This window comes from Actinosynnema sp. NPDC004786, from assembly GCF_053601135.1.
In genome coordinates this window covers 163,091-174,811 of sequence record NZ_JBSGBG010000008.1, presented here as the reverse complement: position 1 = coordinate 174,811, position 11,721 = coordinate 163,091, and the positions used below count along the sequence as shown (strand labels likewise).

The following is an 11,721-nucleotide window of genomic DNA, read 5'->3' as shown; positions in this document are numbered from 1 at the left end:
GCGGCTCCGGCGGTTTCCGCCCCTGGTGGGCACCGACCGCTTCGCGGACCACGCCGGCTCCCGGCACCGGGACCGCGTTACCGCCGTCCCGTCGTCGCGACGACGGTGGAGGAGAGGTATGCCTGCTCGGGGCTGGTCGGGACCAGCAGGGTCTCGATGCCGCTCAGGTGCCGGTTCATCTGCGCCATCGGCAACTCGTGCCCGAGGTCGGCCGGGGTGCGCAGGCCGCGCACGATCACGTCGATCCCGGCGCCGCGGCAGTAGTCCACGAGCAGCCGGCCGGGGCTGGAGTCGACCGTGACGTTGTCCAGGTCGCGGGTCAGGTCCTCCAGCAGGGCCAGCCGTTCGGCGAGCGGCAGCCTCCCGGACTTCGCCGGATTGGTCAGGACGCACAGGACGACTTCGTCGAACATGCCGGCGACCCGGCGCGCCACGTCGAGGTGGCCCTGCGTGGCCGGGTCGAAGGAGCCCGGGAATACGGCGCGCACGGTTCGTCATGCTAATGGCGACCCCGTAGTCGGAACGGGTGAACCTGGCCCGGCGCACCCCGTGCACAAGATCACCCCAACGTGTGGCGGCGGGCTGGAATAGGGGATCGGTCGCCGGCGGTTGGTGGGGGCATGACGGACAACCGCTTCGACCCCCACGCCCTGCTCGCGGACAGCCGCCTCGGGGTGCTGGCGACGATCAAGGCCGACGGACGCCCGCAGCTGACCCCGGTCACGCCGGCCTACGACCGGGAGGACGGCGTGATCCGGGTGTCCACCTCCGCCGGCACCGCCAAGGTGGCCAACCTCCGCCGCGACCCGCGCGTCGCGCTGGAGGTGACCAGCGCCAACGGCTGGGAGTGGGCCACGGCCGAGGGCACGGCGACCATCGTCGGCCCCGGCGACGACCCGCACGGCCCCGAGGTCGAGGCGCTGGTCGACTACTACCGCAAGGCCGCGGGCGAGCACCCGGACTGGGACGAGTACCGGGCGGCCATGGTGTCGGACCGCCGCGTGCTGGTGACGATCGCGGTCGAGCGGGTGTACGGGGCCAAGGTCGACTGACCCGTCACCAGTGCCCGAAGCGCACGGCCTCCTCGAACGGCCGGCGCTTCCGGGTCCGCGGCGACGCGCCCTCCGCGATCTCGTCCTCGTCGCCGTGCCCGATCGCGATCGCGCCGATCGGCACGTGGTCGGCGGGCACGCCGAACTCCTCCCGGAGGCGGTCGAAGTCGTCCGCGCCGATGCCGAAGTACACCGCGCCCAGCCCTTCGTCCACGGCGGTCTGCAGGGCCAGCAGCACGGCCATGCCGGTGTCGACGTACCAGAACGGCACCGGCCAGCGCGATTCGCTGCGGTCGGTCCACCCCTTGTCCGGCTCGGCGTACCGGTCGAGGTACGCGTCCTTCACCGCGAACGCGACGACGAGCACCGGCGCGGTCCTGACCGATTCCACGGTCCACAGGCGCACCGAGTCGTAGAACCGCGTCCGCTCCTCGCCGCGCAGCACGAGGAACGCCTGCCCCTGCGAGTACCCGGCCGACGGACCGCGCAGCGCGTTGCGCAGGATCCGCCGCACGCTCTCGTCGGACACCGGCTCGTCGGTGAACCGGCGCACCATCCGCCGGCGCCGCACCACGTCCTGGAACTCCACCGCAACCCCGCTTCCGCTCGGCCTCCGCGGCGTCAGCGCGAGGTCGGCAAGTCGCCGTTGCCCACCCGGTCGACCTCGACCCCGCACAGCCCGCTCCGCCACGAGGCAACCACATCGGCGAGCACGGCGGCAGGGACCGGACGGCGGCCGCCCCGACCGGGCGCGGACGTCCGACGAGCCCGCCGCCTCGAACGCCGCGAGCACCGCCCACCCCGCCGAACGGCGCGGAGCCGGGGCCGCGCGGTCCCGGTCCCGCGGGGAGAAGCCGGAGAACCCCACCCGGTGTACTCGATCGAGTGACGTGCGTAGACGTCCTCCCCGCAGGTCCGCCACCCTCGCGGCCCCGCGACCCGCCCACCTCGGCAACCCGCAGGTCGTCCGCCGTCGCGCGGGCCGACCACGGCAGGTGGGTCGTGCGCGGGTACGGCGTGCGCATGACCCCTCACCGGCCGCGGAGCCGGTGAGGGCGACGGAGACCGCCGACGTCGTGATCGACCGCATTTCGCCGGCCGCCCCCGCCGGTCCGGCGACTGGATACGATGACGGGTCGGCGGAGGTCGGCAACGCTCGGACAAGAAAGGACGAACGTGGAAACGCTCGAGTTCCAGTCGGAGGCGCGTCAGCTCCTGCGGCTGATGATCCACTCGGTCTACTCGAACAAGGACACGTTCCTGCGCGAACTGGTGTCCAACGCCTCGGACGCGCTGGACAAGCTCAGGCTGGAGACGTTCCGCGACAAGGACCTGGTCGCGGACACCTCCGACCTCCACATCGCCATCGAGGTCGACCGCGAGGCACGCACGCTCACGATCCGGGACAACGGCATCGGCATGACCCGCGACGACGTGGTCGGCCTGATCGGCACGATCGCGAAGTCCGGCACCGCCGAGTTCCTGCAGAAGCTCAAGGAGTCCCAGGACGCCGCCGCCTCGCAGGACCTCATCGGCCAGTTCGGCATCGGCTTCTACTCCTCGTTCATGGTCGCCGACAAGGTCACCCTGGTGACCAAGCACCCCCGGTCGGCGGAGGGCGTCCGGTGGGAGTCGGCCGGCGAGGGCACCTACACGATCGAGGACGTCGCCGACGCGCCGCAGGGCACGGCCGTCACCCTGCACCTCAAGCCGGCCGACCCCGAGGACCACCTGGCCGACTACACGTCGACCGCCAAGATCACCGAGATCGTCAAGCGCTACGCCGACTTCATCACCTGGCCCATCAGGATGGCCAAGGAGGACGGCGCGGAGCCGACCACGATCAACTCGCGCAAGGCGCTGTGGGCGCGGCCCGCGAGCGAGGTCACCCAGGACGAGTACGCCGAGTTCTACCGGCACGTCAGCCACGACTGGAACAAGCCGCTCGAGACGATCCGCATGCACGGCGAGGGCGTCTTCGAGTACCAGGCGCTGCTGTTCATCCCCTCGCAGGCGCCGCTGGACCTGTTCATGCGGGAGCGCAAGCGGGGCGTGCAGCTCTACGTCAAGCGCGTCTTCATCATGGACGACTGCGAGGAGCTGATGCCGGAGTACCTCCGGTTCGTCAAGGGCGTCGTGGACGCCCAGGACCTCTCGCTCAACGTGTCCCGCGAGCTGCTCCAGCACGACCGCCAGATCCAGCTCGTGCGCCGCCGGCTGGTGAAGAAGGTGCTGTCCACGGTCAAGGGCCTGATGAGCGAGAAGCCGGAGTCGTACGCGACGTTCTGGCGCGAGTTCGGCGGCGCGGTCAAGGAGGGCCTGCTCAGCGACCCCGACAACCGCGACGCCATCCTGGAGATCGCCTCGTTCGCCTCCACGGCCGACGCCGAGAAGCCGACCACGCTCGCCGAGTACGTCGAGCGGATGAAGGACGACCAGCAGCACATCTACTACATGACCGGCGACTCGCGGGCCACGGTGGAGAACTCGCCGCACCTGGAGGCGCTGCGGGCCAAGGGCTTCGAGGTGCTGATCCTCACCGACCCGATCGACGAGATGTGGGTCGACGCGGTGCCCGGGTTCAAGGACAAGACCTTCCAGTCGATCGCCAAGGGGCAGGTCGACCTGGAGACCGACGAGGAGAAGGCGAAGGCGGAGGAGCGGCAGAAGGACTTCGCCGACTTCCTCGGGTGGATGACCAAGACCCTGGCCGACAAGGTCAAGGAGGTGCGGCTGTCCTCGCGCCTGACCACGTCGGCCGCGTGCGTGGTCGGCGACGCGCACGACCTGACCCCGACCCTGGAGAAGATGTACCGGGCGATGGGCCAGGAGCTGCCGCCGGTCAAGCGGATCCTGGAGCTGAACCCCGACCACGCGCTGGTCTCGGGCCTGCGGGAGGCGTTCGCGCAGCGCGGCGGCGACGACGCGTCGCTCGCCGAGTCGGCCGAGCTGATCCACGGCATGGCGCTGCTCGCCGAGGGCGGCGACCTGCCCGACCCGGCCCGCTTCGTCCGGCTGATGTCGGAGCACCTGGAGCGGGCGCTCTGATCCCGTGACGCGGGTGGCGGCCACTCCCGGGTGGCCGCCACCCGCCCCGGGGCTCGTCAGCGCTGGCGGGCGAAGGCCGGCACCCGGTCGCGGTCCTGATCTCGTGGTCGGCCGGGCGTTCCTGGAACGGTCGTCGGGACATCGCGCGCGGTCGCGTCCACCAGGTCACGCGGCTGCGCCCGGCGTCGGGGGTGCCGGCGCCGGGCGCAGGCGGGGTCAGCAGGAGAGCAGGTCGCGGAAGACCTGGTGCGAGTGCGCGCCCACGCCCGCGACCTCGTGCGAGAAGCAGAAGTAGTACGTCGGCTGCGACCTCGGCACCAGGGGCTGCGCGAGGTAGAGCTGGGTGAACGGCCCGCGGTAGCCGGCATCCCGCAGGATGTCGAGCGCCTGGAACTGGTCCAGGGCGAACTCCTCGACCACCTGGATGCCGAAGCGCCACGCCCACTCCCGTTCCCCGATGAACTCGCCGTCGACGGTGTAGACGTAGCTGAACCCGGTCCGCCTCTCGTCGTCCTCCTCCCGGGCGGGGAAGAAGTTGAGCGCCCAGCGCTCCACCCCGCGCGGCTCCCAGATCGGCGAGTCGAACTCCGCATCCGCCCCGAAGAAGTCCGCGCCGGGATGCTCCCAGGCCGCGCGTTCCTTCGCCTGCGCCACGAGCCCCGGCAGGTCGACGGCCTGCGTGGTGCGCGCCTGCGCCGCGCCGGTCACGAGACCGGTGGCGGCCAGGCACAGGGCCAGCGCGGTGAGCAGCGACTTCGGTCGGATCGACATGGAACCCTCCAAGGATTTCGTGGAACACGTCCTCGGGGATTGTGGGTCGCCCCGACCGGCCCGCGCCCGAAGTTGACCTGGACGAGCGATCGTCGGATTGGGCCCGCGGACCTGCGGGTACGGGTGACGGCAACGCGGGCCCGGGGTCACCGCCGCCGGTGAATCCCGGACCCGCACGGGTGAGCCGCCCGCGTCGGAAGATGCTCGCGCCCCAGGTCGGGAAGACCGGGTAGCTGCCGCCTCCTTGGTGTCCGTGGTGCCGCCAGGGGCCATCCGTCTGTGCCTGTGCACGTCGGCGACCCGCAGACCCCGCCCCGCCCTGACCGGGCGAGGCGGGGTGACCGGTCAGCGCTCGGTCGGGTGGAACTCCGGCCGGGGCACCAGCGCCACCACGGGGCGGCGCGTGGCGTGCAGTTCGAGCACGGTGATCTCGTTCGCCCCCGGCCGCAGCACCGGAGCGGGCACGTACAGCGTGTGCTGGGGCCCGCGCGACCAGTACCGGCCGAGGTGGAAGCCGTTGACCCAGGCGTTGCCCTTGGTCCACCCCGCCAGCGACAGGAACGTGTCGGCCGGGGCGTCGACGTGCACCACGCCCCGGTGGAACGCCGGGCCGACCGCCGGCCCGGCCGCGGGCGCGAAGGGCAGGGCCGCGAGGTCGTCCAGCGGCAGGGCGCGGCTGGTCCAGCCCTCCACCGCCACGCCGTCCAGCAGCACGGGCCCCGTGACGCCCTTGCGGTCGTGGATGCCCTGGCCGTAGTCGACCCGGCCCTGGTTCTCCACCAGCAGCGCCAGCGTCGCGCCCGCGTACGGCACGGTGAGCGCCAGCACGTGCTCGTGCCGCTCGCGCTCCAGCACGCCCGCCGGCCGGCCCGCGACGAACACCTGCACCCGGTCGCCGAACGCCGTGACGTCCAGCAGGGCCGCGCCCGGCCGCTCCACCGCGGTCTCGTACAGCACGAACCCGGACGCCTGGCCGAGTTGCTCCATGGTCAGCGGCCGGACGTCCGGCTTGGCCACGCCGAGCACGCCGACGTGGTCCAGCAGGGGCGCGCTCTCGGTCAGCGCCACGTCCGGCACGGCCAGCTTCGGCCCGGCCTCCGGCGGCGGACCCGACGGCACCGGCGCGTGCCGGGCGATCACGTCCCGGAACGCGAAGAACTTGGGCGTCGGGTCGCCGGCCTCGCTGAGCGGCGCGTCGTAGTCGTAGGAGGTGGTGATCGGTCGGTACACGCCCTTGTCGTTGGCGCCGCTGGTGAAGCCGAAGTTCGTGCCACCGTGGAACATGTAGAGGTTCACCGAGGCGCCCGCGGCGAGCACCTCGTCCAGCGTCGCGGCGGCGTCGGCCGCGGACCGGGTGACGTGGTGCCCGCCCCAGTCGTCGAACCAGCCGTTCCAGAACTCCGAGCACATCAGCGGGCCGGTCGGCTGCTGCTCGCGCAACGCGGCCAGCGACTCCGCCACGCGGCTGCCGAACGTGACCGTGCGCAGCACGCCCGGCAGCGCGCCCCGGGCGAGGTCGGCGGGCTGGTCGCAGGTGAACAGCGGCACGTCCACGCCGTTGCGGCGCAGCATGTCCGCCAACCGGCGCAGGTACTCGGTGTCGTCGCCGAACGCGCCGTACTCGTTCTCCACCTGGACGGCCAGCACCGGGCCGCCCCGCGTGGCCAGCTTGTCCACCAGCATCGGCCACAGCGCCGCGAAGTAGGACTCGACCGCGTCCAGGAACCGCGGGTCGGTGCTGCGGTAGCGGATGTCGGGCTCCGTGAGCAGCCACGGCGGCAGGCCGCCGCCGTCCCACTCGGCGCAGATGTACGGTCCCGGGCGCAGGAGCACGTGCAGGCCGTGCTCCCGCGCCAGGTCCAGGAACCGCGGCAGGTCGAGCCCCGCCTCCGCGCCCACCACACCCCGCTGCGGTTCGTGCAGGTTCCACGGGATGTAGGTGTCGATGGTGTTCAGGCCCATCCACTTCGCCTTGCGCATCCGGTCCGCCCACTGCCGCGGGTGGACGCGGAAGTAGTGCAACGCGCCGGAGATCACCCGGAACGGCGCGCCGTCGAGGGTGAAGCCGTCGTCGGCGATGCCCAGCACGCTCATGCGCTCCCCTTGTGTGCTCGTGGTCCGGCGGTCACGGTCCGACCGTGAAGCCCTGTTCCCGGCCGTACTTGGCCGACGACTCCTGCCACGCCTTCAGCCCGTCGGCCAGCGTCGTGCCGGACACGTACGCCTTGCCGACGGTGTCGTTGAAGATGCTGTTGGCGTAGACCTGGAACGGCAGGTAGGACCAGCCGGGGACGACGTCCTTCGCGGCCTGCGCGAACACCTCGTTGGCCTTCTGCCCGCCGAAGTAGGGGAACTCGGCGCCGAGGAACTCCGGGGAGTTCAGCTCGGCCGTGGTCGCGGGGAACGCGCCGCCGTCGACCCGGGTCTTCACGCCCTCCTCGGCGGTGGCGTACTTGACGAACGCGTAGGCCAGCGCCTTGTTCGAGCCGGCGGTCGGGATGGACAACGCGCTGCCGCCGTTCTCCGCGACCGCCTTGCCGCCCTTCTCCCACTGCGGCATGGGGGCCACGCGCCACTTGCCCGCACCGGCCGCGACGCCGGACTGGAGGTTGGCGGGCATCCACGCGCCGATCACCAGCGTGGCGATGCTGCCGTCGCCGAGGCCCTGGTACCACTGGTCGCTCCAGCCGGTGACCGGCGCGACGAGCTTCTCGGTCACGAGCTGCTGCCACAGGGTGCTGAACCGCCGGGAGCCCTCGTCGGAGAAGTCGATGGTGACGTTGGTGCCGTCGACCTCGTACGGCTTGCCGCCCGCCTGCCAGATCATGCTGGTGGTGAAGCCCGCGTCACCGGTGTCGCTGGTGATGTAGACCTTCGGGTCGGCGGCGTGCAGCGCGCGGGCCGCGGCGACGTACTCGTCCCACGTGGTCGGCACCGCGATGTTGTGCTTGTCGAACACTTCCTTGTTGTAGAACAACGCCATCGGGCCGGAGTCCATCGGCAGGCCGTAGATGCCCTCGCCCGCGTGCACCGAGGTCCACGGGCCGGGGGTGAACCTGCCGTCGAACGAGCCCGCGTCGAACGACCTGAGGTCCGCGACCGACTCGGCCAGCGCGAACTGCGGCAGCGCGTAGTACTCGACCTGGGCGACGTCGGGCACGCCGGAGCCGGCCGCGATCGCGTTCTGCAGCGCGGTGTACTGCTTGTCGCCGGTGCCCGCGTTGACCAGCTCGACGTTGACCTTGGGGTACTTCTGCCGGAACCCGGCGACGACCTCCTTGAGCGTGGGCTCCCACGCCCACACCTTGATCGTGCCGCCGGCGTCCAGCGCGGCCTGCACGTCCTGGGCGGAGACCTGCTCCCGGGCGTCGGTGTCGGAGCCGCCGGAACCACAGGCGGCCAGGGCGAGCGCGAGGGCGCCCGCCAGTGCGGTGAACGCGGAGCGACGGCGTTGTCTGATCACGGTGCGACGACCTTTTCCGATGCGGGACGGGGGAGCGGTGCGGTGGGCGGGTCAGCCCTTGACCCCGCCCGCGGCCAGCCCGGACTGCCAGTACCTCTGGAGCAGCAGGAAGGCCGCGATGAGCGGGACGATGGTCAGCAGCGAGCCGGTGATCACGAGGTCGAACACGGCCTGCCCGCCCGCGGTGGTGGCCTGCGCGTTCCACGCGTTCAGGCCCACCGTGAGCGGGTACCAGTCCGGGTCCTTGAGCATGATCAGCGGCAGGAAGTAGTTGTTCCACGTCGTGACCGACGTGAACAGCAGCACGGTGACCAGGCCGGGCGCGAGCAGCGGCAGGCACACGCGGAAGAAGATGCGGAACTCGCCCGCGCCGTCGAGGCGTGCCGCCTCCAGCAGCTCGTCCGGGATCGCGTCGGCCGCGAACGTCCACATCAGGTAGAGCCCGAACGGCGAGATCAGGCTGGGGACGATGATGGACCACGGCGTGTTGGTCAGCCCCATTTGGCTGAACATCAGGAACGTCGGCACGGCGAGCGCGGTGCCGGGCACGGCCACCGCGCCGATGACCACCGCGAACACCGCGCGCTTGCCGGGGAAGTCGAACTTCGCCAGCCCGTACCCGCCCACGGCCGCGAGCAGCGTCGCGCCGCCCGCGCCCGCCACCACGTAGAGCAGGGTGTTGGACAGCCAGCGCAGGAAGATGCCGTCGTCGTAGGTCAGCGTGCGCCCGACGTTGTCCCACAACGCGAAGTCGTCGCCGAACCACAGGCCGAACGACGAGAACAGGCCCGCCTGGGTCTTGGTGGCGTTGATCAGCAGCCACGCCAGCGGCACCAGCGAGTACAGGGCGACGAGCGCGGTCAGCGCGGTGAGCAGCGCGCTGCGCCGGGGTCGGCGGCCGGCGCGCGGTCGGGAGGCCGGGCGCAACGGGGCGACCCGGGTCCCGCTCGCCCGGGTCCGGGTGGGTGCGGTCATCGTGCGCCGTCCTTCCGCATGCCGCGCAACTGCACGAGGTAGGCCACGACCATCGTGAGCACGCCCATGACGATCGCCACCGTGGCCGAGTTGTTGAACTGCCGACCGGAGAACGACAGGGAGTAGGCGTACAGGTTCGGCGTGAAGGAGGTGGTGATCGCGTTCGGCGCGAGCTTCTGCAGGATGCTCGGCTCGTTGAACAGCTGGAAGCTGCCGATGATCGAGAAGATGGTGGCGATCAGCAGCGCGCCGCGCAGCGCGGGCAGCTTGATCGACAGCACCACCCGCAGCTGGCTCGCGCCGTCGATCTCGGCCGACTCGTACAGCGACCGGGGCACGACCTGGAGCGCGGCGTAGAAGATCAGCATGTTGTAGCCGATGAACTCCCACGTCACGATGTTGCCGATGGAGGCGAGGACCAGGTCGGGCGACAACGGGTCGGGCAGGGTGACGCCGAACGCCTCGTTGATGTTGCCGACGAGCCCGAACCGCGTGCCGTACATGAAGCCCCACATGAGGGACGCCACCACCGCGGGCACGGCGTAGGGCAGGAACACCGCCAGGCGGAAGAAGTTGCGGCCGTAGAGCCGTCCGCTGTCGATCGCCAGCGCCACCAGGAGCGCCAGGAACAGCATCACCGGCACCTGCACGACGAGGAACAGCGACACCCGGCCGACCGCGGCCCAGAACAGCGGGTCCGCCAGCACCTGGCGGTAGTTGTCGAGCCCGACGAACGAGTTGCCGCCCACCAGCCGGTCGCGGAAGAGGCTCAGGTGGATCGAGTAGGCGATCGGCGCGAGGAAGACCAGGGCGAACACCGCGAGGAACGGGCCGACGAACCGCCAGCCGACCCACGACCGCCGCCGGCGCGCCCGGCTCCGCGACACCACGCCGGGCACGGCCGTGGCGGGTGGAGGTGGTGCCACCGTGCTCCTCGCTTCCCGCCGCGTCGTCGCGACCCGTCGTGCGTGATGTTTGCGCAAACATCATCGGCCCTGCGGGATCCCGACGCGAAAGGGTCTGATCGGCGGAGGGGATGTTTACGCAAACATTTCGGCGCTATAGTGGCAGCGCGGTGCCGTGGCGTCAAGGCTCGGCGCGGGAGGGAGTTGTCCAGCGTGAGCCTGACCAGGTCGGCCGCCGGGGTGCCACCGGACCCGCCCGCGGGGCGTGCCCGCCGGGTGTCCATGGCGGACGTCGCCCGCCGCGCCGGCGTGTCGGCGCAGACGGTGTCGCGGGTGTCCAACGGTCACCCGGGGGTCGTCGGCTCCACCCGCGAGCAGGTGCTCGCGGCCATGAAGGAGCTGGGGTACCGGCCCAACAGCGCGGCGCGGGCGTTGAAGTACGGCCAGTTCCGCACCATCGGCGTCATCCTGTTCACGCTGTCCACGGTCGGCAACAGCCGGACGCTGGAGGCGATCGTCGACCACGCCGCCGAAGAGGGCTACGCGATCACCCTGATCCCGGTCGCCGTGCCGACCCGGGACGGTGTGCTCGGCGCCTTCACCCGCCTCGGCGAGCTGGCCGTGGACGCGGTGATCGTGATCATGGAGATCCACCTGCTCGACGCCGCCACGGTCAGCCTCCCGTCGGGCGTGCCGGTCGTCGTCGTGGACTCCGACGCCGACGACCGCTACAGCGTGGTGGACACCGACCAGGTCGACGGCGCGCGCCAGGCCGTCCGGCACCTGCTCGACCTCGGCCACCGCACGGTGTGGCACGTGGCCGGGCCGGAGGAGTCGTTCGCGGCCGAGCGGCGGGCGTCGGCGTGGCGGACCGAGCTGGAACGGGCCGGTCGGCCGGTCCCGCCGCTCGCGCGCGGCGACTGGTCGGCCGAGTCGGGCTACCGCGCCGGGCTGGCGCTGGCCGACGAGCCGGGCTGCACGGCGGTGTTCGCGGCCAACGACCAGATGGCGCTGGGGCTGCTGCGGGCGTTCCACGAGCGGGGCAGGGTCGTGCCGGACGACGTCAGCGTGGTGGGCTTCGACGACATCCCGGACTCCGGGTCGTTCGTGCCGCCCCTGACCACCGTGCACCAGGACTTCACCGAGGTCGGCCGCCGCTGCGTCGAGCGCGTCCTGCGCCAGGTCCGCGACGAGCCCGTGGAGCCGGGCACCAGCCTGGTGGCGACGCGGCTGGTCCTGCGCGACAGCACGGCCCCGCCCCGCGCCTGACCCGCCCCCGCGCCCGACCTGCCTCGCGCGCACCCCACCTCGCGTCTGCCCCGCGCCGGTCCCGCCCCGTGTCTGCCCCGCCTGCGGCCGACCTGCCCGCGCCCGCTCTGCCTCCCGCCGGTCCCGACCGCCGCCCCGGCTCTCGGCCCGCCAGGCCCCGACCCGGCCCGGCTCGTCCCGCCCGATCGCGGCTCGCCCGTGCCTGACGCGGCGCATCCCGGCTTGCCCTGCGCCCGAC

General features: G+C 72.0%; 10 protein-coding genes. 3 read left to right on the top strand and 7 right to left on the bottom strand.

The features are described from left to right. Nucleotides 1-77: 77 nt before the first annotated feature. Nucleotides 78-488, bottom strand: a complete 411-nt coding sequence (coaD, locus tag ACWEFJ_RS09680; RefSeq protein WP_378090912.1) for a pantetheine-phosphate adenylyltransferase — start codon at nt 486-488, stop codon at nt 78-80. A 132-nt stretch (nt 489-620) separates the two neighbouring features. On the opposite strand from coaD, the gene ACWEFJ_RS09675 reads away from it, so the two are divergent. Further along, nucleotides 621-1,052 (top strand): PPOX class F420-dependent oxidoreductase, encoded by a 432-nt coding sequence (locus tag ACWEFJ_RS09675; protein ID WP_378090911.1) that lies wholly within the window; start codon nt 621-623, stop codon nt 1,050-1,052. A 4-nt stretch (nt 1,053-1,056) separates the two neighbouring features. Here the strand turns inward: ACWEFJ_RS09675 and ACWEFJ_RS09670 are convergent, their stop codons facing one another. After that, entirely contained in the window at nt 1,057-1,641 is a 585-nt protein-coding gene (locus tag ACWEFJ_RS09670) for a nitroreductase family protein (RefSeq protein WP_449713463.1), read from the bottom strand. Nucleotides 1,642-2,180: 539 nt separating this feature from the next. On the opposite strand from ACWEFJ_RS09670, the gene htpG reads away from it, so the two are divergent. Next, nucleotides 2,181-4,100 carry a molecular chaperone HtpG gene (gene htpG / locus ACWEFJ_RS09665; protein ID WP_449713462.1) on the top strand — a complete coding sequence of 640 codons (1,920 nt, stop codon included), beginning with the start codon at nt 2,181-2,183 and terminating at the stop codon, nt 4,098-4,100. Nucleotides 4,101-4,316: 216 nt separating this feature from the next. On the opposite strand, the gene ACWEFJ_RS09660 is transcribed toward htpG, so the two are convergent. The 5 genes from ACWEFJ_RS09660 to ACWEFJ_RS09640 form a co-directional block, all read right to left on the bottom strand. Then, on the bottom strand, nt 4,317-4,871 hold the full coding sequence (locus ACWEFJ_RS09660) for a hypothetical protein (RefSeq protein WP_378090908.1): 555 nt from the start codon (nt 4,869-4,871) through the stop codon (nt 4,317-4,319). Nucleotides 4,872-5,216: 345 nt separating this feature from the next. Beyond that, nucleotides 5,217-6,965, bottom strand: coding sequence for a glycoside hydrolase family 35 protein (locus ACWEFJ_RS09655; protein WP_378090907.1), 1,749 nt, complete (start codon nt 6,963-6,965; stop codon nt 5,217-5,219). A gap of 31 nt (nt 6,966-6,996) precedes the next feature. Continuing rightward, nucleotides 6,997-8,334 (bottom strand): ABC transporter substrate-binding protein, encoded by a 1,338-nt coding sequence (locus ACWEFJ_RS09650; RefSeq protein ID WP_378090906.1) that lies wholly within the window; start codon nt 8,332-8,334, stop codon nt 6,997-6,999. A 51-nt stretch (nt 8,335-8,385) separates the two neighbouring features. After that, complete coding sequence (locus tag ACWEFJ_RS09645; protein WP_449713461.1) at nt 8,386-9,309, bottom strand: carbohydrate ABC transporter permease; 924 nt, start codon at nt 9,307-9,309, stop codon at nt 8,386-8,388. Beyond that, a complete protein-coding gene (locus ACWEFJ_RS09640; protein ID WP_449713460.1) occupies nt 9,306-10,235 on the bottom strand; it encodes a carbohydrate ABC transporter permease in 930 nt (309 codons plus the stop codon). The genes ACWEFJ_RS09645 and ACWEFJ_RS09640 overlap by 4 nt, the downstream gene beginning before the upstream one ends. 192 nt (nt 10,236-10,427) lie before the next feature. Here ACWEFJ_RS09640 and ACWEFJ_RS09635 point away from each other — a divergent pair, with 192 nt between their 5' ends. Then, nucleotides 10,428-11,483, top strand: a complete 1,056-nt coding sequence (locus tag ACWEFJ_RS09635) for a LacI family DNA-binding transcriptional regulator (protein WP_449713459.1) — start codon at nt 10,428-10,430, stop codon at nt 11,481-11,483. Nucleotides 11,484-11,721 lie beyond the last annotated feature (238 nt).

Excerpts from the sequence above, each read along its gene's own strand:
- ACWEFJ_RS09660 (WP_378090908.1), bottom strand. The coding sequence starts at position 4,871 with ATGTCGATCCGACCGAAGTCGCTGCTCACCGCGCTGGCCCTGTGCCTG.
- htpG (WP_449713462.1), top strand. The coding sequence starts at position 2,181 with ATGACGGGTCGGCGGAGGTCGGCAACGCTCGGACAAGAAAGGACGAAC.
- ACWEFJ_RS09655 (WP_378090907.1), bottom strand. The coding sequence starts at position 6,965 with ATGAGCGTGCTGGGCATCGCCGACGACGGCTTCACCCTCGACGGCGCG.
- ACWEFJ_RS09675 (WP_378090911.1), top strand. The coding sequence starts at position 621 with ATGACGGACAACCGCTTCGACCCCCACGCCCTGCTCGCGGACAGCCGC.
- ACWEFJ_RS09645 (WP_449713461.1), bottom strand. The coding sequence starts at position 9,309 with ATGACCGCACCCACCCGGACCCGGGCGAGCGGGACCCGGGTCGCCCCG.